The sequence below is a fragment of the Salinimicrobium sp. 3283s genome, assembly GCF_039602225.1.
In the GTDB taxonomy this organism is placed as follows: domain Bacteria; phylum Bacteroidota; class Bacteroidia; order Flavobacteriales; family Flavobacteriaceae; genus Salinimicrobium; species Salinimicrobium profundisediminis.
Genome location: NZ_CP143631.1, coordinates 1,952,015 through 1,978,019 on the forward strand (window position 1 = coordinate 1,952,015; position 26,005 = coordinate 1,978,019).

Below are 26,005 nucleotides of genomic sequence, written 5' to 3' on the forward strand. Positions count from 1 at the left end.
AATTGTTCCTGCCTTAAGTGTCCAAACACTTTGCCAGACTGCCTATATATAAAAAAACCTCCAGATTTATCCGGAGGTTTCTAATATTCAGGTTCAAAAATGGCATTTTAAGCAGTTAATTTTTCTCTCTTATTCCTCACTTTTACGCGGCCTCTGTTCACCAGATAAAGCATTGCGGGAACCACCACCAGTGTTAGGAAGGTAGCGAAGATAAGCCCGAAGATAACCGTCCAGGCCAGTGGACCCCAGAAGATTACGTTATCACCACCAATGTATATTTGAGGATCGTAATTTGTGAAAAGTGAGAAAAAATCTATGTTGAGTCCTATAGCGAGAGGAATGAGACCTAACACTGTCGTAATGGCAGTTAAAAGTACAGGCCGCAATCTTGACTTGCCTCCTTCAACAATCGTCTCAAAATACTGGCCTTTTGTCAGTAGGTCTTTATCGTCAATTCCAAGACTGTCTTTTTTGCGGTCAATAAGTATCTGGGTATAATCTACCAGTACAATAGCATTGTTCACTACAATTCCTGCCAGCGAAATGATCCCCATCATGGTCATAATTATGATAAAATCCATCTGGAATACTACCAGCCCAAGAAAGACTCCTGCTAAAGACAGGAATACTGCTATGAGAATGATCAATGGTTTTGGAATTGAGTTGAACTGGGCAACCAGGATAAGTAGAATTCCGCCTAACCCAATTAAAAGGGCTTTTAGAAGGAACGACATATTTTCCTGCTGTTTTTCCTGCTCTCCCGTAAATTCAAGAGAAATCCCTTCTGGAAGATCGTAAGAAGCGAGTTCCTTTTGAAGCTGCTCTACAATGGCGTTTCCGTTATAGCCTTCCAGAACATTGGAATACAGAGTGATCACACGCTTTAGATCTTTCCGTTTTATGGCACTAAAGGAAGAAGTCAGCTCAGTTTTTGTCACCGAAGATATTGGTACCTGTACAATGTTTCCGGTGCTTTGGTTTTTAAAAGTGATGGGCTGGTTAAAAAGGGCATTTTCGTTATACCTTAGATCTTCATTGAACCGCACATTAATTGGGTAATCTTCATCACCTTCTTTAAAGGTAGAGATCTCTTCGCCATAAATTGCCCTTCGCAAAGTTTGTCCCACTGTACCTGTAGAGACGCCAAGCTGCCCTGCCTTTACGCGGTCTACCTGCACGTTGAGCTCAGGTTTAGATTTGTTCACATCTATTTGCAGCTCTTCAATGCCGGGGATGTTCATTTCCCCAATTTGCTTCCTCAGGTTTTCGGCAGTAATAAGCATTTGCTCATAATCTTCACCTTTTAATTCGATGTTGATAGGATAACCAACAGGTGGCCCGGCAGCATCTTTTTCAACAATGATCGAAGCCCCGGGAAAATCCTGTACGGCATCGCGAACCTCCGAAAGTACATGGCTACTCTTCACCCCTCGGCGGTCTTTAAACTCCCGCATGGTGAGGGTGACTTTCCCCTTGTGAGGCATATCGTTCTGCTGGCCCCCGTCAGTCTGCGGATTTCCGGCACCCCGGCCCACTTGTGAGATGGCCGATTCTACCATGAAATTGTATCCGTCTTCGTCTTCATACTTTTCTATCACCTCATAAACCTGCTGCTCAACTTGCTTGGTGATCTCATTGGTCTTTTTGATATCGGTTCCTTCAGGCAGTTCTATATAGGTAATGATCTGGTTAGGCTCATTTTCAGGGAAAAAGAGCACCTTCGGCTGTACAATACTCACCAAGATAAAGGACAGGATGAGCATGGCTAAAGTTCCGAAGAAAACCAGGTAAGAATTTTTTCCGCGGAGAGAAAAACGCAGGGTAGCTTCATACTTTTTCTCCAGTTTCTTTAACGCCCTGTACTGGAAAAAATCTACCCAGCTGCTTAGAAAATATTTATAAGCCCACAGCAAAATAGCGGCAAGAATAGAGAGATTCCCCGCTGCCCTAAGGCCACCCATGTCAAGCACAAATCCGGCGATGAGAAGTATTATTCCCACCCCGGTCAAAATTGCACTTATGCGAATAAGCTTCTTTTTTGTGAGCTCCTTTTCTTCAGTTTTCATAAATTCTGAAGTCAGCATCGAATTGATAATTAATGCCACAAAGAGGGAAGAACCCAGTACAATAGATAAAGTGATGGGGAAGTAGACCATGAACTTTCCTATGGTTCCCGGCCACAATGCCAGTGGGAAAAAGGCTGCAAGAGTTGTTGCGGTTGAAGCAATAATAGGCCAGGCAATTTCACCCACCCCTTGTTTTGCTGCTTTTATTCTTGGCACGCCCTGGTCCATGAGGCTGTACACGTTTTCAACCACCACAATCCCATTATCTACCAGCATTCCCAGCCCCATTACCAGCGCAAAAAGCACCATGGTGTTCAGTGTAAAGCCTATGCTTGACAGAATGATAAAGGAAAGGAACATGGAAAGTGGTATGGCAAACCCCACAAAAAGGGCGTTTCGGAAACCAAGAAAGAACATGAGCACCACTACTACCAGGATGATCCCAAATATAATGTTGTTCACAAGGTCGTCTACCATATTTTCTGTAGTGGTAGACTGGTCGTTGGTAAAGGAGATATGAAGATCGTCGGGAAGGCTTGTTTCCTGCTCTTCTTTAACTATGGCCTTAATATTTTCAATGGCCTCGATCATGTTCTTACCCCCGCGCTTCTTGATATCGAGCATCACCACGGGTTCTCCATGCTCCCGTGCAAAAGTGGTGGGTTCCTGTTCCTGGAACCTGATCTCTGCTATATCCCGTAAAAAGACATTTCCGTCTTCCCTTTTTACAATGACATTCTTAAGTTCATCGGGATTGGTTATTTCTCCAAGTATGCGAATATTCTTTTGAATTCCTCCTGTGATCACATTTCCGCCAGAGATGGTTTGGTTCTCTGTGCTCACGGCACTTATAATATCCTGAAAGCTCACTTTTGAAGCAGTCATCTTATAAATGTCTACCGCGATCTCCACCTCTTTCTCCTCGGCACCCCTAACAGAAGCTTCTTTTATCTGCGGAAGAAGTTCGATCCTGTCCTGCAGGTATTCTGCATATTCCTTTAATTGCTGCACCGGATAATCACCCGTAAGGTTTACGTTTAGGATGGGCATTTCTTCGGAAATATTCAGGTCGAAGACGTTTGGTTCTACCTTGGCGCCATTATCGAGCGTGGGCCAGGTGGTTGCTGCTTTTTGCTGGTCAACCTTATCTTTCACCTTTTGCTTTGCTGCATCTACCGAAATATCCTCGTCAAATTCCACGATCACCAGGGAGTAATCCTGAAGGGTAGTAGAAGAGATGTCCTGCACACCGGCAATGTTGTTGAATTCTTCCTCGAGAGGCTCGGTGATGAATTTCTCTACGTCTTCTGCGGAATTCCCGGGGTTCACCGAACTCACGTAGATCTTGGTTTCTACAACTTCTGGGAAAGACTCCCGCGGCATGCTGTAGTAAGACATCAGGCCGCCAATAAGAATGATGGCGACGATGACATACACCGTCATGCGGTTGTCTATAGCCCAGGAAGAAAGTTTAAATTCTTTATCTAATTTCATCTTAGTTCAATGCTTTGCGGTTAGCTATCTCTACCTCTTCCCCTTCCTGAATGCTGCGAGCGCCACTGGTAATAAGTAGATCTCCCACCTGAAGGCCTGAAAGTACTTCTACAGCATTGTCATAGGCCATTCCTGTTTTTAAAACCCTTTTTTGGGCTACTCCTGTACTGTCGGTTTCTTTTTGAACAACGAAAGCAACATTCTCGCCGGCAGAATTCTTCTGAATCAGATTTTCGGGAATAATAATAGCATTTTCAGAAGTGTAATCGTTGATCCTTACATTGGCAATAAGGTTGGGTTTTACCTGCTCCTGGCTGGGTGGTACTGCGATCTGGATCTCGAAGGTCCTGTTGTCCGGATTCACAAAATTTCCTACCTGCCTCACCGTGCTGGTAAACGAAGTGCCGGTGGCCGCTATGTCTACCATTACTTCGGTTCCTTTTTTAATGGTTCCCAGGTAAGATTCAGGTACTGCGGCGGTGATGTACATATCAGACAAATTAATGAGCCTGAAAAGCCTGCTTTGCCCCGGATTAACTACTTCTCCCTGTTCTGAAAAGATTTCATCTATTACCCCGCTAAAAGGAGCTCTTACTACTGTTTTGGCCAGTTGCGAGCGCATTTGTTGCACCGAGTTTTGTAGTGCCTCATAGTTGGTTTTTGCTTCCAGGTATTGTATTTCACTACCTATGTTCTGGTTCCACAGTCTTTGTTGTCTCTCAAAAGTGGTTTTGGCAAGGGATGCCTGGGCTTCCATTTGTGCCAGCTGGCTTGACAGGCCGCCTTCATCAATGCGTGCCAAAATTTGCCCTTTTTGAACCCTGTCGCCTTCCTCTACAGTTATGTTTTCAAGGATTCCAGAAAATTCGGGGTAAATGATGATATTCTGGCGGGTTTCTACATCGCCCGGCAGCTCAACATAATGTTTAAAGAGGGAATCGGAGACTTTTCTTGTGCTTACCAGGGTAAATTCGTTATTCCCGGCCAGTTTTTCTATGGCGGCATCCAGTTTTGTGATCTGGGAAGACAGTTCACTTTGCCTGGCACTTAAATCGGCTTTTTTGGCCCTTATTTCGCTGAGGTCGCCACTTTCAATAATTCCTTCGACAGAATCACTTTTTCCGCAGGAAATTAGGAGTAGTAAGATTACGGGTATCAGGTTTATCTTTTTCATTTTTTTGACTGTTCGTTGTTGGTTATTCTTCTTCAGAATATTTTTTTGTGCTCAGCACGTTTTCAAGTTCTACTTTAGCATTAATCACCTCAAGCATGGCCTGTAACAGGTTTTGTTGTGCAGTGTATAGTTGCCGCTGCGCCTCGCTGAGCTCAAAGCTACTGGCAAGGCCTTCAAAGAATTTGATCTGGTTCTTGTTCTCAATTCGTTCGGCCAGGGTCAGGCTTTCCTGCTGGGTTTCAAAATTTTCAAGACTGTAGCGGTAATCGGATTTTGCGGCATCTATTTCCAGAGAGATCTGGTTCCTGGTTTCCTCAAGATCCAGCATGGCCTGGTCGTATTCCAGTTGTTTTTGCTTGGTGCGGGCGTTTCTCATCCCGCTGCTAAACACAGGCACGTTAAGGCTTATCCCTAAAATAGATTGCTGGTAATATACCTGATCATCATTGAAAAAGGTGAAGGAGTCGCTGTTGCCGTTGGTGCCGTAGTTAATAAAACCGGTGAGGCTTGGCAGCGCTTTGGCCTTTTCTAATCTCACATAGATCCTTGCGGCTTCTGCGGAATTCTGAGCGATGCGTACATCGATATTCTCTTCTACCGGAATGCTTTCTTCCAGCAATTGTAAATCATAAAACTGAAGTGCAAGAGTGTTAAGGTCATCTGTAGGAATTATTTTACGTTCTACCGGAAGCCCCATGGCCATGTTAAGCAATTGGTGGGATATACTCAGCATGCGTCTGTTACGGTTTAGATTGTTTTCAAGGCTAAGGCGGGTGATCTTTAGCTGTTCCACATCTTCCTCTTCGGTAAGGCCATTTTCAAAGATTTTTTGGGTGTCATTGAGATTTTTTGTCACATTCTCGAGATTGTTCTCAAGGATCTCAACGCTTTCGCGGGCCATGAGCACATTCCCGTAGGCGTTGATAATAGCCTTTCTCACTTCTAAATCGGTCTTGATTTTGGCATTTTTGGAGATTTGAAGCAGGGTGCGGGCCGATTGCACGCCCACAATATAGGAGCCGTCAAAAATAAGCTGCTGCCAGGTAGCAGTGGCACTCAGGTTTTGTTTGGTGCCAAAGCGTACCGGAACAAATGTTCCAGGTTCACCGCCGCCAATCTCCCCCGGAATAAGCGTGACCGGTTGCTTGAGGAAGTTCTGATAATCGGCGTTAGCAGATATTTGTGGTAAACCCTGTGAAATGATTTCCCATTTTTGAGCGAGAGCTTTTTCAACCTCTTTTTCAGACTTCAGGGAAGAATAATTGTTTTCCAGGCCAATAGCGATAGCTTCTTCCAGCGAAAGGGGTAGCGGCTGCGCCGGGGGTTCCTGAGCCCAGGTTTGAATATAGAGCAGACTGCTGAATAAGTATATCAAGTGTTTCATGTTGTGCTGCTTGCGGTTATATAGGTTTCCAGTTTTTTAAGGCCTTTTGGGCTTACAATGGCCCTTAGGTGGTACTCTAAATGCATATTTGTAAGTTGATGTGGAGAAAATTGAGATTCGGGAAAAAATTCGTGATCCTTTGTTCCAAGAATACCTACAAAGTAAATTCGGCTAATGAACTCTACGGGAAGATCGCTGCGATAAATGCCTTTTTCAATCCCTTTTTTAAGGTTGTCTCTCGTAATTTCCTTTAGCATTTCACCCTGGTTCTCCCTTACTTTTAAGAAAACCTTCGGATAATATTTCTGCAATTGGTGCTGGGGTGAAGTTTTCTCGTGCTTTAAATGGGCGCAGGCAAATTCTTTAATAGCGTATAATTCGGCTATGGGATCTTTGTCTTTAGCTTTAATTTGCTCAATCCCTTCAGCAATATTTTGAAATACAAAATCGGCTGTGGCGTCAATTAGTTTGATTTTGGTGGGAAAATGGGTGTAAATGGTCTTCTTGGAGATACCAAGTTCAGCAGCAATCTCGTCCATAGTCACGCTTTTCACTCCCAGAGTGATAAACATGTCGGCCGCTTTTTCTACAATTTTATTTTTCAATAGAAGATATTATAAGGGCGCAAAGATAATAATGGAAACTTTAAAAACAGTTAAAGTTTCCTTAGTTTACAGATGGCCTTTGCCGGAACAGGAAAAGTAAATTTTGCGGCTGTTGATATTTTTCTTCTTGTTTTGGTATTTTAGCACAAAATCTATTTATGCTCACAGTAGACCGCTATCGTCAGGAATTTGAAGATTACTTATCCCAAAACATCGTAAAGCAGGAACCTGCAAATTTGTATGATCCTATGGTCTACATTTTGGGGCTGGGAGGAAAAAGGGTAAGGCCTGTACTGGTTTTAATGGCGGCAGAGATTCTTGGCAGTGACAGTAAAAAAGCACTTGATGCTGCTTTGGCTATAGAGGTTTTTCACAATTTTTCCCTGGTACACGACGATATTATGGATGATGCTCCTTTGAGAAGGGGGGAGCAGACGGTGCACGAACGCTGGGATATCAATACCGGTATACTTTCAGGCGATGCCATGCTCATTAAGGCATACCAGTTATTTGAGAAGTATCCGGGAGAAACCTTCAGGCAACTGGCAGAGCTGTTTTCGAGCACAGCCATAAAAGTTTGCGAGGGCCAGCAGTATGATATGGATTTTGAAGTTCAGGAGAAAGTGAGCATCGATGACTATCTTAAAATGATAGAGTACAAAACCGCTGTACTTGTAGGGGCTTCCTTAAAAATGGGGGCTATTGTTGCTGAAGCTTCCGCAGAAAATTGCGACAGGATCTATGAATTTGGACGTCTTTTGGGCATCGCATTTCAATTACAGGATGATTATCTCGACGCTTTTGGAGATCCCGATTCTTTCGGAAAACAGGTTGGGGGTGACATTATTGAGAACAAAAAGACCTTCCTTTACCTGTCTTCTCTACAACATGCAGCTTCACGTGAAGCTATGCAACTGGAACATCTTTATTCAATAAATCCCCCCGACCCCAACTCAAAAGTGGAGACTGTAAAAGGCCTTTTTGAGAGTAGTGGTGCGGCTGAACTTACTCGTAAAGAAATTGAGAAGTACACTACAAAGGCATTTGAGGTACTCGAAGAATTGCAAATTCCGGAAGAAAGAAAAAAGCCGCTCTACAATTTCGGAAAGGGCCTGATGGATCGGCAGGTTTAAAAATATCAGAAATATACGGTGACAAATGGCATTAACGCGTTTGCGTAAATGCTTTTTTCATCATTGTGCAGCACATCATATCGAACGCCTATGCTCACGGGGCCTGTAACATAGCCCAAACCCAGAAAAAGCCCCGGATACCAGTAGGAATCCTTTTTATTTGTTCCGTCCAATTCAAAATTTCGGGAGACATAATGTTCTTCAAATTCTGCGGAAAGCTGTAACGGGTTTAAAGGCCGAAGTAAGCCAATAAGGCTGCCGCCGGTTGTATAAGAGGAGTAGCGGGAAGTTTTGTTATAAGAACCCAGAAGCCCAGCTCCTGCAGAAACATAAGAGTTAAAATCATAGAGGGCTTTTGGGGCTATGTATCCGCTGAAGTAACCATTATTAACATTTAGACCCAAACTTCCCCCAAAACGAACATCTTCCAAAAATGCCCTTTTTGGCACCTCTCTCTCCTGTGCAACCAAATATGAATGAGTGGAATATAGCGTTATAATTAAAAGCAAAAGCTTCTTTTTGTTACTGAGAAAGAAGTTCATAATGTTAAAAGTTTTTAAGGTATAAGGTAAATATATTAAATGCTCCTGTGCTTCTTTTTTAAAAATTGTACTTTTGTAACGTTTTACAAAAAAGAAACAGGTAGTTTCATATTATGGATAAATTTTCATTTTTAAATGCCGCACATACAGCATATTTCGCTGAACTTTACGACCAGTACCTACAATATCCCGACAGTGTAGAACCCAGCTGGAGAGCTTTTTTCCAGGGTTTTGACTTTGGTTTGGAGACTTCGGGGAATGGACAGACATACGTTGAACACCCCGAAAGCGGTGAGCCAGTAGAAATGTCCGATTCTGTACTCAAGGAATTCCGGGTGGTAAAGTTGATCGAAGGGTATCGCAGTCGCGGCCACCTTTTTACAAAGACCAATCCGGTACGGGAAAGAAGAAAATATAGCCCCACGTTAGATATTCAGAATTTTGACCTCAGTGAGAGTGACCTCGATACTGTTTTTAATGCGGGAGATATTTTAGGATTAGGACCTTCTACCCTTAGAGAGATTGTAGCGCACCTTCGCAAGGTGTATTGCGATTCTATTGGCGTAGAATATATGTTCATTAGAAATCCTGAACAGGTAAAGTGGATACAGGACAGGCTAAATATAAATGAAAATCAACCCGCTTTTACTGCGCCGCAAAAAAAGCATATTCTAAAGAAACTCAACGAAGCAGTTTCTTTTGAGAATTTTCTTCATACCAAATATGTTGGGCAGAAAAGGTTTTCTCTCGAAGGAGGAGAAAGTTTGATTCCGGCGCTCGATGCTATCATCGAAAAAGCGGCCGACCTGGGTGTGAAAGATTTTGTGATGGGAATGGCCCACAGAGGGCGGCTTAGTACCCTTACCAATATCTTCGGAAAAAGTGCGAAAGACATTTTTACTGAATTTGACGGCAAAGATTATGAAGAAGATGTTTTTGACGGGGATGTAAAATATCACCTGGGATGGACTTCCTGTCGCAAGACCGATAACGGGAAAGAGATCAACATAAACATCGCCCCCAACCCTTCCCACCTGGAGACAGTAGGGGCCGTGGTGCAGGGAATTACCCGTGGTAAACAAGACCGACACTATAAAAATAAGGCCGATGCTGTTCTGCCTATTATTGTACATGGTGACGCAGCAATTGCCGGGCAGGGTATAGTCTATGAGATTGTTCAAATGTCACAGCTGGAAGGTTATACCACCGGCGGTACCATTCATATTGTAGTGAATAACCAGATAGGTTTTACTACCAACTATCTTGATGGCCGCTCATCCACTTATTGTACAGATGTGGCTAAGGTTACCAAGTCTCCTGTATTGCACGTTAATGCCGATGATGTGGAAGCTGTGGTACATGCCGTACTTTTTGCACTGGACTTTAGGATGCAATTTGGGAAAGATGTCTTTATAGATCTTCTGGGATATAGAAAATACGGGCATAACGAAGGTGATGAGCCAAGATTTACCCAGCCAAAACTTTACAAAGCCATAGCCAGCCATAGTAACCCACGGGATATTTATGCTGAAAAACTTCAGGAACAGGGAATTATTGATGATTCTCATGTGAAGAAACTGGAAGAAGAGTATAAGGCAAAGCTGGAAGAGAATCTCGAGGATTCCCGTAAAGAGGAAAAGACCAGGATCACTCCTTTTATGCAGGATGAGTGGGAAGGTTTTGAGCATGTAGATGAATCCCGCATGATGGAAGAGGTAGATACTACCATTGATATGGAAGTGCTTACCGAAGTGGCCCAGGCCGTATCAGAGCTTCCTTCAGATAAAAAATTCCTTAGAAAAATTAAGAAACTGGTGGAGCTTCGTCGCACCATGTTCTTTGAAAGCAATAGCCTTGACTGGAGTATGGCCGAATTACTGGCCTACGGTACTCTTATTAAAGAGGGTTACTATGTAAGAATGAGCGGGCAGGATGTTGAAAGAGGAACTTTTTCTCACCGTCACGCCGTAGTTAAGGTAGAAGACAGTGAAGAAGAGATCATCCTGTTGAACCAGATCAAAGGCACAATCTGCGATACCAGAAAAGGTTCTTCGTGTGACTTTAAAGTATATAATTCGCTTTTATCTGAATATGGGGTTGTAGGGTTTGATTATGGTTATGCCATGGCAAGTCCTAACTGCTTAACTATTTGGGAAGCACAGTTTGGGGACTTCAGTAATGGAGCTCAAATTATGATTGACCAGTATATTTCGGCAGCCGAAGATAAATGGAAGCTTCAGAATGGATTGGTGATGTTCCTGCCTCATGGTTATGAAGGTCAGGGTGCAGAGCATTCTTCAGGAAGAATGGAGCGATACCTGCAATTATGTGCTAAAGACAATATGTTTGTAGCCGATGTTACCACGCCTGCGAATATGTTTCACCTGTTGAGAAGGCAGATGAAGGTGAACTATAGAAAACCATTAATTATCTTTACTCCAAAAAGTTTGCTTAGGCACCCAAAAGTAGTCTCTACAAAAGAAGAGTTTGCTAACGGAACTTTTCAGCCGCTTATAGATGATGCTGAAGCTAAAGCCGATAAAGTAAAATCTTTAGTATTTTGTACCGGTAAATTCTACTATGATCTTCTTGAGCGTAGAGAGGAATTAGAACGTGATGATGTGGCTCTGGTTAGAATTGAGCAGTTGTTCCCACTACCGGCAGAACAAATAAAGGCTGTAATTAGCAAGTACAAAAATGCCGATGATGTAGTATGGGCACAGGAAGAGCCAAGAAACATGGGAGCTTATAGCCATTTGTTGCTACATTTAGAGGAGACAAAGAACTTTAGAGTATGTAGCAGGAAGTTTTACGGTTCGCCGGCGGCAGGAAGCTCGGTGAGGTTTAAAAAACGTCACGAAAAAGTAATAGAATCTGTTTTTGATAAGACCTTAGAGGTCACTGTTAAGTAATTAGAAAATTTGCCAACAGTAGTTGGCGTATAAAAATAAAAAAGAAGAAATCATGGCTTTAGAAATGAAAGTCCCTTCTCCGGGAGAATCAATTACCGAAGTTGAAATCGCACAGTGGCTGGTTTCAGACGGAGATTATGTAGAAAAAGATCAGGCAATTGCCGAAGTAGATAGTGACAAGGCAACCCTTGAACTTCCGGCAGAAGCGAGTGGGATCATTACCCTTAAGGCAGAAGAAGGCGATGCTGTAGCTGTAGGGCAGGTGGTTTGCCTTATTGATACCGATGCTCCAAAACCCGGAGGTGGAGAGAGTGATTCTAAAGAAATGGTAAAAGAAGAGAAGGAAGCGTCTTCGGCTAAAGAAGAAGAACTTGAATCTTCAAAGAAAGACAATAAAAAGGCTGAAGCCAAAACTGAATCGTCTTCAAAACCAAGTACACCGGCCCAAAAGCAGGATCCTTATGCTACAGGTAGTCCTTCGCCGGCTGCTAAAAAGATCCTCGATGAAAAAGGAATGGACGCGAAGTCTGTGAAGGGAACCGGTCGTGACGGCAGGATCACCAAAGAGGATGCGACCAATGCCAAGCCTTCAATGGGTACTCCCGGGAATGGTAAGCGCGGGGAAGAGCGTAAGAAAATGTCTATGCTGCGCCGCCGTGTAGCCGAACGTTTAGTAGAGGTTAAGAATGATACCGCCATGCTTACTACTTTTAATGAAGTAGATATGTCTGCAATCTTCTCGCTTCGCAAACAATACAAAGATGAGTTTAAAGACAGGCATGGGGTAAGCCTAGGTTTTATGTCTTTCTTTACTCTTGCCGTGGTTCGCGCACTTGATCTTTACCCCGGAGTGAATTCAATGATTGATGGAGATTTCCAGGTGAAGTACGACTATAAAGATATCAGTATTGCTGTATCTGGCCCAAAAGGTCTTATGGTTCCGGTGTTGAGAAATGTCGAAAACATGAGTTTTAGAGCTGTGGAAGCTGAGATCAAACGCCTTGCAATAAAGGTGAGGGATGGGCAGATCACTGTAGATGAAATGACCGGCGGAACGTTTACCATTACCAACGGTGGAGTGTTTGGGTCTATGCTTTCAACTCCAATTATCAATCCTCCACAAAGTGGAATTCTCGGGATGCACAATATTGTAGACCGTCCGGTGGCAATTGACGGTCACGTAGAAATTCGTCCTATCATGTACGTTGCCCTTTCGTATGATCACAGGATTATTGATGGTAAAGAATCTGTAGGATTCCTTGTGGCAGTAAAAGAAGCTCTGGAAAATCCTGAAGAACTGCTGATGGATAACGACGTGAAAAGAGCTTTGGAGCTCTAGGGTCTCTAAAATAGTAAAAAAGAAAGGCAATGATTTCAGGATCATTGCCTTTCTTTTTTTGTACTAATAAGCCAACAGGGTGTAGATGTTGAGCAATAGTACAAAAATAATCAATGCTGCCATTAAAGCCGGAAACACCGGCAGGTGCTTTAGGTTGAAGAAATTCATAGCGATAGATTTTTTTGGTGACTGTAAGTTAGAAAAAACACTACCGCTCACATATGGGGAGAATCCCCCAATTTTAAATTACTTGAGATAAAGGTTCATTGATTTGTAATCAATAATAGCTTTTCCTTTTTTTAGAATGTCGGCTCCAATGATTCCCTGTACCTTTTCGGCTTTGTGTTTTACCAGGGCATCATTTACATGGCGCAGGTCGAAAAGCACCAGGTCGACCTTCTTTTTTTTCCAGCCTTTAATTTCAATGATATTCTTCTGGGCAATTTGGGTCATCATATTGGTGGCACCCGCACCGGCAGCTTTAATGTCGCTGTCTTCGGCCAGGAGTTCAAAATGAGAGACTGCTTCCAGGCCTACGCAGGTGCTTGATGCGCCTGTGTCAAGAATGAAATTTCCTTCTATTTGATTTATTTTAGCCTTTAATTCTAAATGCTGAGTGGCGGTATAGGTAAGTGGAATTTTTTTATATCCTTTTTCCTTGAGTAACTTCTTGAGAGATGCCATTCTTTTCTTTTTTGACAAAGATAGCTGTATAAAATAAATTAATTTTGCCGTTATGACAATTACCGATACACATACACACCTCTACAGTGAATCTTTTGATGACGACCGCAAGGAAATGATTGAAAGAGCCATAGCTGCCAATATCACCAGGTTCTTTATTCCGGCAATAGATTCTACGTATATTAAAGATATGTACTCCCTGGAAAAGGCATTTCCGGAGCATATTTTTCTCATGGCCGGTTTCCATCCTACGCATGTAAAGGAAAACTTTCGGGAGGAGCTGGCGATAGTCGAAAAGCAACTTGAGGAAAGAAAGTTCTATGCCGTGGGCGAGACCGGTGTTGATCTTTATTGGGATAAATCTACACTAAAAATTCAGCAGGAAGCCTTCAGGTATCAAATTCAGCTTGCTAAAAAGCATAAGTTGCCGATAGTTATTCACTGCCGCGATGCTTTTGATGAAGTTTTTGAAGTCCTGGAACAGGAAAAAGGAGAAGGCCTTTTTGGTATCTTTCATTGCTTTACCGGAACCTTGGAGCAAGCCAAAAAAGCCCTTTCTTACAATATGAAGCTGGGTATAGGCGGGGTATTAACCTTCAAAAATGGCAAAATTGACAGGTTCTTAAGTGAAATTCCGCTTAGTGAAATTGTGCTGGAAACCGATGCGCCATATCTGGCACCGGTACCCTATAGGGGAAAAAGGAATGAAAGTCTGTATATTGTTGAAGTGCTTAAAAAAGCGGCAGAGGTTTACAACACGAGTCCCGAAGAAATAGCTGAAGTTACTACCCGTAACTCCCGGGAGATTTTTGGGATATAGCAGAGACTTGTGCTTATATTTTTGTTTTTTTGCTAACTCTAATGATGAAACAGTGACAAATTACGACGATATTCGGTTTTATAATGATGACGAAGTGCAGGATGCTCTAAAAGATTATGTTAGGCATCCTATGATAAAAGGGCTATTAACTTTTACTTTTCCGAATGTTGCTTATGAAAAAATAGAGGAAAAGGTTGTGCAGTGCAACTCCATCAGGGATTTTCAAACCGAGATTATTTATCACACCGTTCAAAAGGTGTTGAGTAAAAGTTCTGAAGGTCTAACTTACTCCGGCTTCGATTCCCTTGATAAAGACGAATCTTACCTTTATATTTCCAACCACCGCGATATCGTTCTAGATACTTCTCTCTTAAACTGTGTGTTGTACGAGAGTGATTTGCGAATGACTGCTTCAGCCATTGGTGATAACCTCGTAAAAAAGCCATTTTTACTGGCCCTTTCACGCCTCAATCGAAATTTTCTTGTAAAAAGGGGAATTAGTCCGAGGGAAATGCTGAAGAGTTCTCAAAAGCTTTCAGAATATATAAGAAAGCTACTGCTTGAAGATAAACGCTCGGTATGGATGGCACAGCGGGAGGGAAGAACCAAAGACGGAAATGATAATACCCAGCAGGGAGTGTTGAAAATGCTGGCCATGGCAAAAGGAGATGACTCTGTTGCCGAATATTTTACAAAACTGAAGATAGTCCCTGTGGCGATCTCTTATGAATTTGATCCTACAGATGTGCTTAAACTGCCCGAAATTCTAGCAAAAAGAATGGAGCAGATCTACATTAAATCGGCAAACGAAGATTTTAAATCTATCCTGAAGGGTGCTCTGGGGAATAAGGGAAGAATACATATCTCGGCCGGGGAACCTATTAGTGCAGCGGCACTGGGTGAAATTGAAGCAAAAGCAGGTTCAATGAACGAGCAGCTTCAGAAGATAACCGCCAGCATAGATTATCGCGTGCACCAGAACTACAAGCTGTGGCCTGCCAATTATATTGCCTTTGACCTTTTGAACGGTAGCAGCATGTTTCAGGAAAATTATACTTCAAAGCAAAAGCGGCAATTTGAAAGGCGTCTTACCCGGCGTGTCAACTTTAAAAATGCCCTTGAGGTGAACAGTTACCTCCTTATGTATGCCAATCCGGTAATAAATCAGAAGAATCAGCATGAAAACCAGCGCTAATATTCTCCTTATTTACACCGGTGGAACTATTGGTATGGTGAAGGATTTTGAGACAGGAGCTCTTAAAGCCTTTAATTTTAGTGAGCTGCTTCAAAATATTCCCGAATTAAAACTTCTTGAACATAATATAGATACCATAAGTTTTGAACGTCCTATAGATTCTTCAAACATGAACCCGGCTTCCTGGCTGCAGATGGCCGAAATCATTGAGGAAAAATTTGAGATGTATGACGGGTTTGTGGTTTTGCATGGTAGTGATACTATGTCTTACAGCGCCTCGGCCCTGAGTTTTATGTTTGAAAATTTGTCTAAACCCGTGATTTTTACCGGTTCACAACTGCCTATTGGAGACCTGCGGACAGATGCTAAAGAAAATCTTATTACCAGCATACAAATTGCAGGGCTTCAGAAGAACGGTAAACCTGTTATTACCGAGGTAGGTCTTTATTTTGAGTACAAGCTGTACCGCGGTAACCGCACTTCTAAGATCAATGCAGAACATTTTCAGGCTTTTGCTTCCCCAAATTATCCGCCGCTGGTAAATTCAGGTGTGCATTTGGCTGTGAACGATGCTTATCTATGGCAGCCGCACAATCGCCGAAAGATGAAACTCCACAAGGGGCTTAACGATGAGATTGCCTTGATAAAGATATTTCCGGGTATTAACAGGAGCCTGCTGGAGCACATATTGGCCAAAGAAGGTTTGAAAGGGGTGATACTGGAAACTTATGGTAGCGGAAATGCGCCTACTCAAGACTGGTTTGTTCAGCTTTTAAAAGATGCGATCTCCTGCGGGGTTGTCATTGTTAATGTTACGCAGTGTATTGGGGGCAGTGTGGCCATGGGGCAGTATGAAACCAGTACGCAGCTTAAAAAGATTGGCGTAGTGTCGGGGAAAGACATTACTACTGAGGCTGCTGTGACTAAAATGATGTACCTCCTGGCAAAGGAACTTAGCCCAAAAGTTTTCAGAACAATTTTTGAAACATCTTTACGTGGGGAAATGTCGTAATTTTTGCTGCTGTTACTTGACCAGCTTCTCTTTTTTTTCGTTATTTGGCGAACTGTTCAGAAAAAGTTAAAAAAAGCACTGGATTGTATTTTTACTAGAGAGGTGGCCGAGTGGTCGAAGGCGCACGCCTGGAAAGTGTGTATACCCCACAAGGGTATCGAGGGTTCGAATCCCTTCCTCTCTGCTAGTTATTTTTATTTGAATAAATATTTATATCTTTAACCCGTTAACTAATTAAATTAAGACAAAAAGTAATGAAAAGATTATTTTCAATTTTGGTGATCGCTACAATTATGGTGTTCGGAGCCGTAGATGTGAATGCGACAAATAACGTGAATGCCCTGCCGGCTACCATGGTGAACTTTGTTCAGGATGAAGATCAGGCTGTTGCTGAAGAAGCAGAAACCGAAGATGTAGGATTTCACCAGGAGCTGAAAAGGCGCTTCATTGAAGGTGGACCTGGCTTTATGGGAATTGTACTTCTTTGTTTGATCTTAGGTCTGGCAATTGCAATTGAAAGAATTATATACCTTAACCTTGCTACTACCAATACAAAAAAATTGGCGCAAGATGTTGAGGATGCACTAAACACAGGTGGTATTGAAGCTGCTAAGGATGTTTGTCGTAACACAAAAGGTCCTGTTGCTTCTATCTACTATCAAGGTCTTGACCGTGCCGAAGAAGGTACAGAAGCTGCTGAAAAAGCGGTTGTAGCTTACGGTGGTGTTCAAATGGGACTTCTTGAGAAAAACGTATCATGGGTATCTCTGTTTATCGCTCTTGCTCCTATGCTTGGGTTCATGGGTACGGTAATTGGTATGATCGAAGCTTTCGATAGAATTGAAGCAGCGGGAGATATGCAGCCTTCACTTGTTGCAGGTGGTATTAAAATCGCACTTCTTACTACAGTATTTGGTTTGATCGTAGCTATTATTCTTCAAATCTTCTACAACTACATCATTGCTAAGATTGACCGTATTGTAAACGATATGGAAGATGCTTCTATCACTTTGATGGATATACTTGTAGAGTACAAGAATAAAAGAAGAGTATAATAATACCAAGATTTAATTATGACCTTACATAAAATATTAAAATATCTAGCGCTCGTCATCGGAGTGGTTGGGCTCATCCTTTGGGGGAGAGTACTCATGGCTGGTGATGATGCTATAGAAAATTCAGCCGATGTACAGGCAAGCGTGGTATCTCCATTCTTATATGTTGCATATCTTGTGTTTGCTATAATTGTACTGCTGGTTTTGTTCTTCGTAATAAAAGGTTTGTTTTCAGGGGATATTAAAAGGACCCTTATTGCAGTCGGATCTTTTATTATCGTAGTGGCAATTGCCTATGTACTTACAGATGGTACCGAGAAAACTCTTAGTGATGGAACAATGCTTTCAGCAAGTGCAGACCACTGGGTAGGAGCAGGTCTTGTGACCTTCTACATCCTTGCCGGAGCTGCAGTATTGCTAATGGTACTTTCGGGAGTAAGAAAACTTATAAACTAAAGAAACTATGGCCAGACGATCTACACCTGAAGTTAATGCCGGTTCATTGGCCGACATCGCCTTCTTGCTTTTGATCTTCTTCCTGGTGACCACAACTATTGAGACAGATAGCGGTATCAGCAGAAAGTTGCCTCCAATGCAGGATGAAAATGTGGAACCGCCAATTATCAAAGAAAAGAACATTTTCAAGGTAATTGTAAACCGAAATAATGATCTGTTAGTAGAAGATGAGCTCATGGAGCTTAAGGATCTTAGAGAAGCTGCTGTTGCCTTTTTAGACAATGGTGGCGGGGTAGGCCCCGAGGCATGTGACTATTGCCAGGGCTCCGGAGATCCTACTTCTTCAGATAATCCTATCAAAGCAGTAATTATGCTTGTAAATGACAGGCAAACCGAATATGGTACTTACATTGCAGTTCAAAACGAACTGGTAGGAGCATATAACGAGTTGCGTGATCGTTCAGCCCAAAGGTTGTACGGCAAGTCCTTTACTCAAATGGAAGCTGATTACAACAGTGTCAATTATAGCGGAAATAAAGATAGGTTGAAGGAACAAATTGAGGAAATTAAAGATATGTGGCCTCAAAAACTTTCTGAAGCCGATCCTAAAAATTAATCGCGAAAACTAAGAACTTATGGCAAAATTCAATAAGAAAAAAGGTAGTGAACTGCCCGCGATCAATACTTCGGCTCTGCCTGATATCGTATTTATGCTTCTTTTCTTCTTCATGGTTGCTACAACAATGAGGGAGACCACCCTGAAAGTGCAAAACACATTGCCTTATGCCGACCAGGTGGAAAAGCTTGATAAGAAAGATCTTGTGATGTACATTTATGCAGGTAAACCGAGTTCCAGGTTTCAACAAAATTTTGGTACCGAAGCCAGGATACAGCTAAATGATAACTTCGCAGAGGTTACTGATATTCAACAGTTCATTTACGCCGAAAGAGAAACTAAGAGAGAGGAACTTATTCCTTTCCTTACAACAGCGCTTAAAGTTGACCACGAAACCAATATGGGCCTTGTATCTGATATAAAAATGGAGCTTAGAAAAGCTGAAGCTCTTAAAATCAATTACACTACCCGTTCTGGTAAGGCGTCACAAAACTTTGACTAAAATCAATTCATTATTTTTTTAAAATCCCCTTTCAAGTCTTTTGAAAGGGGATTTTTTTGAATGCTGTTTTGCTTCGTATTATCTTTGGTTAAAATACTTCAATGCATAACATCCAAAAATGGCATTTTCTTCTCTTAATTTTCTTCCCGCTTTTTTTACAAGCGCAGGAAAGGAATGAGATCCCTTCAGTTGTAGATAGTTTGTATCGGGAAGACCAGATCTATTTTGGCTTTACGTATAATATTGTTACCGGTGGACCTTCAGAAGTAAAGAGTTCTCAGTTTTCAGGAGGTTTTCATGCTGGCTTTATAAGAGATTTTCCGCTTAACGCCCGTCGAAATATTGGTGTTGGTGTGGGGCTGGGCTGGTCTATTGATACTTTTGGACAAAATCTTTTTATAGGAGAGGACCCAGGAGGCGAAGCGACCCGTTTTGTGGTACTTAACAGGGACAGGGTAGACTTTGATGCCAATCGCTTTACTACACAGTCTATTGATCTCCCTGTGCAGTTTAGATGGCGTACATCCACACCCGAGAGTTACAAATTCTGGCGGATCTATACCGGGATAAGACCATCATATGTCTATTATTTCCAGTCAAAATTTGTTCAGGATGGAAATACCTTTAAAGAAACCAATGTTTCTGAATTTGAGAGATTGCGGTTAGGGGCGACCTTTACTTTTGGATATAATACCTTTAATTTTTCCTTTTACTATAGTCTCAATTCCTTCTTTAAAGACGTTACAGTAAATAATGAGGATCTCGATCTAAAAACATTTCAGGTTGGGCTCACTTTTTACCTGCTATAGCCAAACCAGAGCAGCTATAACCTGGGGCAGTAAGCCAAGAATAAACCCTATACTTAACTCGTTATACGAGTGGGCGGCATAAAGGAGTCGGGACGAGGCTGTGAGGCCGGTAATGGCTATCAGAAAGCTTACGCTGTAAACCAGGTTGAGATTAAAGTGTACACTTAGCAGGATTAAAAATCCCAGTAACCCTGCCAGGCCCATCATGTGCAGGCTTACCTTTACCTTTGCAAGTAGAAAGAACAGCCCAAGTATCGCAGAGGTCATGATGCCGGCAAAGAAGTAATACAACGCAGGGTAGTCAAAGGTATTGAGTACATATTTGAGCACCACAAAATCCAGCCCCGCATAGAGTAATAGCGGCCATTTTCTCTCCCTTATATCCCTTAGATGATGATCTGTTACCTTGCCCAAAGTTTTTAGCATGTAAACATAGACAATGGGAATGAAGATGGTAATAATGGCTACGGCCAGTAACTTGGCTTTTACCACTTCTATCGGGAAAAACCTTGGTGTTATAAGGAAATAGATCAAAGTACCCGCAAAAGGCATCCAAATGGGGTGGAAGAGGAAGGAAGCTGACCTTACGAGTAGCTTCATCAAATTTCTTTTCGAAGGCGGGCAACGGGAATATCCAGTTGCTCCCGGTATTTAGCAACGGTACGCCGCGCAATAGGGTATCCCTTTTCTTTCAGCATCTTCGCAAGTTTCTCGTCTGTAAGGGGTTTTCTCTTGTTTTCATCGTCAATGGTCATCTCAAGAATTTTCTTGATCTCCTTTGTCGAAACATCCTCTCCCTGATCGTTCTTCATAGATTCAGAAAAGAAATCCTTTATCAGCTTTGTTCCGTAGGGAGTATCTACGTATTTACTGTTGGCAACACGGGAAACCGTAGAAACATCCATATCGATCTCATCGGCAATATCCTTTAAGATCATTGGTCTTAAATTTCTTTCATCGCCGGTGAGGAAATACTCTTTTTGATAGTTCATGATGGCACTCATCGTAACAAAGAGTGTGGTTTGTCGCTGTTTTATGGCTTCTATGAACCACTTTGCAGCATCCAGCTTTTGTTTGATGAACATGACCGCATCCTTCTGGGCCTTACTTTTCTCTCGTGATTCCTTATAGCCTTTGAGCATCTCACTGTAATCTTTGGAGACATGCATTTCGGGGGCATTCCGGCCGTTAAGGCTCAACTCAAGTTCGCCTTCTGCTATTTTAATTGTAAAGTCGGGGATCACATGTTCCACAGCCCTGGTGTTGCCGGCATAGGCACCACCGGGTTTAGGGTTGAGATGTTCAATGACCTCTATGGCATTTCGAAGGTCTTCTTCAGAAATATCGTGCTTTGAAAGAAGTTTCTGGTAATGCTTTTTACTAAACTGGTCAAAGGACTTCTCAATAATGTCTTTTGCAAGGCTTACAGGTCTTGTCTGGTCCCTTCTGTTTAACTGAATTAACAGGCACTCCTGAAGACTTCTGGCGCCTACCCCTGCAGGGTCGAGCTCGTGAACATATTTAAGTACTTTCTCTACAGTTTCCTCGTCGGTATATACATTTTGTGTAAAAGCGAGATCATCAACAATATCCTGAACAGATCTTCTTATGTAGCCGCTCTCATCAACACTTCCTACAAGAAATTCAGCAATCTCTTCTTCAGATTCGTCAAGTCTAAGCGTACTTAACTGCGTTATTAAATATTGGGTGAAAGAAGTTCCGGAAGCATAGGGTACCTGTCTGTCTTCGTCATCTGCACTGTAATTGTTTGCCTGCAAACGATAATTGGGTATCTCGTCATCACTCAGGTATTCATCAACATCAATATCGGCTTCAATGCTCTCATTGCCTGGGTCTTCATCCTGGTAATCGTCTGTCTTGAAATCTTCTTCGTACTCGTCACTCTCCTCTTTCCCGCCTTCAAGGGCGGGGTTTTCTTCCATCTCCTGCTTAAGCCGTTGCTCAAAAGCCTGTGTAGGCAGCTGGATAAGCTTCATCAACTGTATTTGCTGAGGAGAAAGCTTTTGAGATAATTTAAAATTTAACTGCTGTTTTAGCATAATCTTACTGGCTTTTTATAAAAATAAAAAAAACAATCTACAAACGTAAACGAACGCAGATTGTTTTATGAGTACTTTAGGATGAAAGGCTTTTTAGAACTCGGCGTTTAGGGGTGTTCTTGGGTAAGGGATCACATCTCTAATGTTCCCCATACCGGTAGCAAACTGCACCAGTCTTTCAAACCCAAGTCCAAACCCACTGTGTACACAGGTTCCAAACTTTCGGGTATCAAGATACCACCAAAGTTCTTTTTCATCTATATCAAGCGCCTGCATTTTTTGTTTTAAGACATCAAGGCGTTCTTCCCGTTGCGAGCCACCCACAATCTCTCCAATTCCGGGAAAAAGGATGTCCATGGCACGTACGGTCTTTCCGTCTTCATTTAAACGCATGTAAAACGCTTTTATGTTGGCAGGGTAATCAAATAATATTACAGGACATTTAAAGTGCTTTTCAACAAGGTATCGTTCATGCTCACTTTGAAGATCGGCTCCCCATTCTTCAATGATGTAATTGAATTTTTTCTTCTTATTGGGCTTAGAGCTCTTTAAGATATCGATCGCCTCGGTATAGCTTACTCTTTTGAAGTTGTTCTCAACCACAAATCTCAGCTTATCGCTAAGGCTCATAGCACTACGTTCGGCTTCCGGTTTTGCCTTATCTTCATTTGCCTGGCGTTCTTCAAGAAAAGCAAGATCATCCTTGCAGTTGTCCAGCACATACTTCAGCACATATTTGATGAAGTCTTCAGCAATGTCCATATTTCCGGCAAGGTCACAAAATGCCATTTCTGGCTCTACCATCCAAAACTCGGCAAGGTGGCGTGATGTGTTTGAATTTTCAGCTCTAAAAGTAGGGCCAAAAGTATAGATCTGGCCTAAACCTAAAGCATAAGTCTCCCCTTCGAGTTGGCCAGATACGGTAAGATTGGTTTCTTTTCCGAAGAAATCCTCTTTATAGTTAATAGAACCATCTTCGTTACGCGGCACATTATCAAGATCAAAAGAAGTCACTCTAAACATTTCTCCCGCACCTTCAGCATCACTTCCGGTAATAATTGGAGTGTTCACATAGTGAAAATTGTTTTGCTGAAAATAGCTGTGAATGGCAAATGCCAGTTTAGACCTTAGCCTCATTACGGCTCCAAAAGTGTTGGTTCTCACCCTAAGGTGCGCCTGCTCCCTAAGTTTCTCGAGAGAATGCCTTTTTGGAGAAAGAATGGTGTACTTCACTTCTTCGGGATCTGCATCTCCAAGAATTTCTACGGCGTTTGCCTGTACTTCCACTTTTTGCCCGCTACCCTGACTCTCTACCAGGGTTCCTGTCACCTTTATCGCAGCACCAACAGTAATGCGCTTTAAGGTATTTTCGCTTAGCTTTTCATAGTCTACCACACATTGCATGTTGTTGATGGTAGAGCCATCATTTAAAGCTATAAACCGGTTGCTCCTAAAGGAACGTACCCAACCTTTTACTTCAACTTCCTGCAAATACTGAGTGCTTTCTAAAAGTTCTGCAACTTTTCCTGTGATCATCTTTTTCTATTTGAAGAGCAAAGATAATTTTTCCGCACTTGCCTTACAAGTAATAAAATAAAGGCTTCTGACAAAATTAGGTGTCAAAAATCACATTTTTGGATCCTCTTCTTCTGAAATTTCTTCGGAATCCTCTTCCTGCGGAATAATATTTATCGTTGGCTCCCGCAGTACATCTTTGTTAGCGATTTCCTTCTGAAGTGAAAGAAGTAAAGCCGGAAGCAGTAGCAGGTTAGAAAGCATGGCGAATAAAAGAGTTGCCGAAACAAGTCCGCCAAGAGCAACGGTGCCTCCAAAACTGCTTATCATAAATACCGAAAAGCCAAAGAAAAGCACAATTGAGGTATAGAACATGCTTACACCCGTCTCCCGCAGTGCCGCATAAACCGATCTTTTCACCTTCCAGTTATTCGCCTTAAGCTCCTGCCGGTACTTGGCGAGAAAATGTATGGTATCATCTACCGAAATTCCAAAGGCAATACTAAATACAAGAATGGTCGAGGGTTTTATAGGTACACCAAGAAAGCCCATCATTCCGGCAGTTACCAGCAACGGCAGTAGATTCGGGATTAGAGAAACCAGGATCATTTTAAACGAACGGAACATCCAGGCCATAATCACAGCAATCAGAAAAATAGCCAGGCTTAAGGAGATGACAAGATTCTTTACAAGATAATTGGTCCCTTTCTGAAATATTAAGGCCTTCCCGGTCATTTCTACCGAAAACCGATCTTCAGGAAAAATCTCCCTGATCTTTGGCCACAGGTCTTCTTCGATCTCTTCCATCTCCTGGGTGCCAATATCTTTCATAAAGCTGGTCATACGGGCGTAGCGGCCTGTGCTGTCTACAAAAGAGGTGAGCAGGTTGTCACCGCTGGCATCCAGCCCCTTTGCATAGGGCAAGATAAAAGTTCTTTCTTGTGAAGTGGGCAGCTGGTAGTATTTTGGGTTGCCATTGTAATACGCTTGCTTGGCATACTTCACCAGGTTGACTATAGAAAGGGGAGGGGAAAGTTCATCTTCTTCGGCAATAAGTTCCTGGAGTTCCTCCATTTTCTTTAAAGTTGGCAGCTTCATCACTCCCTGCTCCCGCTTAGTGTCAATAACAATTTCTAATGGCATTACACCATCAAATTCTTCCTCAAAGAACTTGATGTCCTTAAAGAATGCTGCCTCCTGGGGCATATCTTCCAGCAGGCTTCCCGAAACCTTTATGGTATAAATTCCAATGATACTCGATACGAGTAAAATAAGGGAGATAATGAAAATGGCAATGCGGTGGTGCTTCACCATTCTTTCCATCCAGTTTACAAAGCCACCAATCCATCTTTTATTGAGGTGCTTGAGGTGTTTTTCCCGCGGCACATTCATGTAACTGTAGATAATGGGGATAATGAGCAGACTTAGAATAAAGATCGCAATGATGTTTATTGAAGCTACTATCCCAAATTCCTTGAGCAGGGTACTTTCAGTAAGTATAAAGGTGGCAAACCCTGAGGCTGTGGTAAGATTGGTCATCAACGTAGCATTCCCCACTTTGGTAATTACCCGCTGCAGTGACTTTGCCTGGTTGCCGTGTTTCTGGATCTCCTGCTGATATTTATTAATGAAGAAAATGCAGTTGGGAATTCCTATTACAATAATTAATGGCGGAATGATAGCGGTAAGCACGGTGATCTCATAATGTAAAAGCCCCAGCACGCCAAAAGCCCACATTACACCTATAACTACAGTAATCATTGAAATTACGGTAGCGCGCACACTTCTAAAGAAAAAGAAGAAGATAAGGGAGGTCACCAGTAAGGCTGCGCCAATGAACAATCCTATTTCATCAATAATATTTTGGGAGTTGAGGGTGCGTATATACGGCATGCCCGATACATAAACATTTAGCCCATACTCCTCTTTAAACTTTTCTACTAACGGGATAAGCTCTTCTACTACAAAAGTCTTGCGCTGGCCGGTGTTCACTATTTCCTGGTCCAGGTACACCGCAGTTTGCACGGTATTGGAATGCCTGCTGTAAACAAGACCTTCGTAAAATGGCAAATCCTGAAACAATTTTTCCCGGTATTCTTTTACCTGCTGGTCATTGGGGTTAGCCTCTTTGATAAACGGAACCATCTCAAAACGCCCCGGATCTTCAAATTTTTCAAGTTTTTTTAAGTTGCCTAAGGCTACAGTGAACTCAACTTCCTGAAAATTGATTAAGCTGTCGGCCAGTTCATTCCAGGCGGTAAAATTCCTGGGGGTAAAGAGTGCTGTATCATTAACAGCCATGACAATAACATTCCCTTCTTCCCCAAATTTATTCAGGAATTCCTGGTACTGGAGGTTAATGGGATCATCATCGGGCAGGAGGTTGGCTTCAGTATAGGAAAACCTCATGTTCTTCCACTGTAAAGCGAGAAAAACGGTACAGGCAGTAATTAATACCAGGATGAGGATCCTGTTCCGAAGAATAGTGCGTGCAACAGTATTCCAGAACTCAAAGCCGAGGATTTTAGACATGGGAAAAATTTGTTTTGCAAAGGTATGAAAGCATGTAAACTTTTTCCAACGTAGCGATCCCGAAAAAGGACAAAAAAAGCGACTTAAAAAGCCGCTTTTT

General features: G+C 42.3%; 21 protein-coding genes and 1 tRNA gene. 12 read left to right on the forward strand and 10 right to left on the reverse strand.

Annotation, left to right across the window (positions count from 1 at the left end; translation table 11 throughout):
• Nucleotides 1-107: 107 nt before the first annotated feature.
• Genes VS868_RS08615 through VS868_RS08630 form a run of 4 tightly spaced genes read right to left on the reverse strand, consistent with a single transcriptional unit; the run spans nucleotide 108 to nucleotide 6,723 of the window.
• Nucleotides 108-3,560 (reverse strand): efflux RND transporter permease subunit, encoded by a 3,453-nt coding sequence (locus VS868_RS08615; RefSeq protein ID WP_266068028.1) that lies wholly within the window; start codon nucleotides 3,558-3,560, stop codon nucleotides 108-110.
• Nucleotide 3,561: 1 nt separating this feature from the next.
• Nucleotides 3,562-4,734 (reverse strand): efflux RND transporter periplasmic adaptor subunit, encoded by a 1,173-nt coding sequence (locus VS868_RS08620; protein ID WP_266068026.1) that lies wholly within the window; start codon nucleotides 4,732-4,734, stop codon nucleotides 3,562-3,564.
• Between the two features lie 22 nt (nucleotides 4,735-4,756).
• Nucleotides 4,757-6,118, reverse strand: coding sequence for a TolC family protein (locus tag VS868_RS08625; protein WP_345596733.1), 1,362 nt, complete (start codon nucleotides 6,116-6,118; stop codon nucleotides 4,757-4,759).
• Nucleotides 6,115-6,723 (reverse strand): TetR/AcrR family transcriptional regulator, encoded by a 609-nt coding sequence (locus VS868_RS08630; protein WP_345596736.1) that lies wholly within the window; start codon nucleotides 6,721-6,723, stop codon nucleotides 6,115-6,117. Before VS868_RS08630 ends, VS868_RS08625 begins: the two co-directional genes overlap by 4 nt.
• Nucleotides 6,724-6,881: 158 nt before the next feature.
• Here VS868_RS08630 and VS868_RS08635 point away from each other — a divergent pair, with 158 nt between their 5' ends.
• The gene (locus tag VS868_RS08635; protein WP_345596738.1) at nucleotides 6,882-7,856 is read left to right on the forward strand and encodes a polyprenyl synthetase family protein; all 975 of its coding nucleotides are present in this window, start codon (nucleotides 6,882-6,884) and stop codon (nucleotides 7,854-7,856) included.
• Nucleotides 7,857-7,861: 5 nt separating this feature from the next.
• Here the strand turns inward: VS868_RS08635 and VS868_RS08640 are convergent, their stop codons facing one another.
• Nucleotides 7,862-8,398, reverse strand: a complete 537-nt coding sequence (locus VS868_RS08640; protein WP_345596740.1) for an alpha-ketoglutarate decarboxylase — start codon at nucleotides 8,396-8,398, stop codon at nucleotides 7,862-7,864.
• A gap of 113 nt (nucleotides 8,399-8,511) precedes the next feature.
• On the opposite strand from VS868_RS08640, the gene VS868_RS08645 reads away from it, so the two are divergent.
• The gene (locus tag VS868_RS08645; RefSeq protein WP_266068019.1) at nucleotides 8,512-11,310 is read left to right on the forward strand and encodes a 2-oxoglutarate dehydrogenase E1 component; all 2,799 of its coding nucleotides are present in this window, start codon (nucleotides 8,512-8,514) and stop codon (nucleotides 11,308-11,310) included.
• Between the two features lie 52 nt (nucleotides 11,311-11,362).
• Nucleotides 11,363-12,649, forward strand: a complete 1,287-nt coding sequence (gene odhB / locus VS868_RS08650) for a 2-oxoglutarate dehydrogenase complex dihydrolipoyllysine-residue succinyltransferase (protein ID WP_345596744.1) — start codon at nucleotides 11,363-11,365, stop codon at nucleotides 12,647-12,649.
• Between the two features lie 246 nt (nucleotides 12,650-12,895).
• On the opposite strand, the gene VS868_RS08655 is transcribed toward odhB, so the two are convergent.
• Nucleotides 12,896-13,333: a retropepsin-like aspartic protease gene (locus tag VS868_RS08655; RefSeq protein ID WP_265162370.1), complete on the reverse strand. Its 438-nt coding sequence runs from the start codon at nucleotides 13,331-13,333 to the stop codon at nucleotides 12,896-12,898.
• A 52-nt stretch (nucleotides 13,334-13,385) separates the two neighbouring features.
• Between VS868_RS08655 and VS868_RS08660 the strand changes: the two genes are divergently transcribed.
• From VS868_RS08660 to VS868_RS08700, 9 genes are all read left to right on the forward strand, one after another.
• On the forward strand, nucleotides 13,386-14,153 hold the full coding sequence (locus VS868_RS08660; RefSeq protein ID WP_345596746.1) for a TatD family hydrolase: 768 nt from the start codon (nucleotides 13,386-13,388) through the stop codon (nucleotides 14,151-14,153).
• A 52-nt stretch (nucleotides 14,154-14,205) separates the two neighbouring features.
• Complete coding sequence (locus tag VS868_RS08665) at nucleotides 14,206-15,348, forward strand: 1-acyl-sn-glycerol-3-phosphate acyltransferase (protein ID WP_345596747.1); 1,143 nt, start codon at nucleotides 14,206-14,208, stop codon at nucleotides 15,346-15,348.
• Nucleotides 15,332-16,360 (forward strand): asparaginase, encoded by a 1,029-nt coding sequence (locus VS868_RS08670; RefSeq protein ID WP_345596749.1) that lies wholly within the window; start codon nucleotides 15,332-15,334, stop codon nucleotides 16,358-16,360. The genes VS868_RS08665 and VS868_RS08670 overlap by 17 nt, the downstream gene beginning before the upstream one ends.
• A gap of 96 nt (nucleotides 16,361-16,456) precedes the next feature.
• A tRNA-Ser gene (locus VS868_RS08675) sits at nucleotides 16,457-16,544 on the forward strand.
• A gap of 70 nt (nucleotides 16,545-16,614) precedes the next feature.
• Entirely contained in the window at nucleotides 16,615-17,415 is an 801-nt protein-coding gene (locus VS868_RS08680; RefSeq protein WP_266068013.1) for a MotA/TolQ/ExbB proton channel family protein, read from the forward strand.
• 18 nt (nucleotides 17,416-17,433) lie between these two features.
• A complete protein-coding gene (locus tag VS868_RS08685) occupies nucleotides 17,434-17,871 on the forward strand; it encodes a hypothetical protein (protein ID WP_266068012.1) in 438 nt (145 codons plus the stop codon).
• 7 nt (nucleotides 17,872-17,878) lie between these two features.
• Nucleotides 17,879-18,487 (forward strand): biopolymer transporter ExbD, encoded by a 609-nt coding sequence (locus VS868_RS08690; RefSeq protein ID WP_345596753.1) that lies wholly within the window; start codon nucleotides 17,879-17,881, stop codon nucleotides 18,485-18,487.
• Nucleotides 18,488-18,506: 19 nt separating this feature from the next.
• On the forward strand, nucleotides 18,507-18,989 hold the full coding sequence (locus VS868_RS08695; RefSeq protein ID WP_345596755.1) for a biopolymer transporter ExbD: 483 nt from the start codon (nucleotides 18,507-18,509) through the stop codon (nucleotides 18,987-18,989).
• 101 nt (nucleotides 18,990-19,090) lie between these two features.
• The gene (locus tag VS868_RS08700) at nucleotides 19,091-19,798 is read left to right on the forward strand and encodes a porin family protein (protein ID WP_345596758.1); all 708 of its coding nucleotides are present in this window, start codon (nucleotides 19,091-19,093) and stop codon (nucleotides 19,796-19,798) included.
• Here VS868_RS08700 and VS868_RS08705 read toward each other — a convergent pair.
• From VS868_RS08705 to VS868_RS08720, 4 genes are all read right to left on the reverse strand, one after another.
• Nucleotides 19,793-20,398, reverse strand: a complete 606-nt coding sequence (locus VS868_RS08705; protein WP_345596760.1) for a hypothetical protein — start codon at nucleotides 20,396-20,398, stop codon at nucleotides 19,793-19,795. The genes VS868_RS08700 and VS868_RS08705 overlap by 6 nt on opposite strands.
• Entirely contained in the window at nucleotides 20,398-21,858 is a 1,461-nt protein-coding gene (gene rpoN, locus VS868_RS08710) for an RNA polymerase factor sigma-54 (RefSeq protein ID WP_345596762.1), read from the reverse strand. The genes VS868_RS08705 and rpoN overlap by 1 nt, the downstream gene beginning before the upstream one ends.
• A gap of 93 nt (nucleotides 21,859-21,951) precedes the next feature.
• The gene (gene asnS, locus VS868_RS08715; protein ID WP_266068006.1) at nucleotides 21,952-23,394 is read right to left on the reverse strand and encodes an asparagine--tRNA ligase; all 1,443 of its coding nucleotides are present in this window, start codon (nucleotides 23,392-23,394) and stop codon (nucleotides 21,952-21,954) included.
• 90 nt (nucleotides 23,395-23,484) lie between these two features.
• Entirely contained in the window at nucleotides 23,485-25,905 is a 2,421-nt protein-coding gene (locus tag VS868_RS08720) for an efflux RND transporter permease subunit (RefSeq protein WP_345596765.1), read from the reverse strand.
• Between the last annotated feature and the right edge of the window lie 100 nt (nucleotides 25,906-26,005).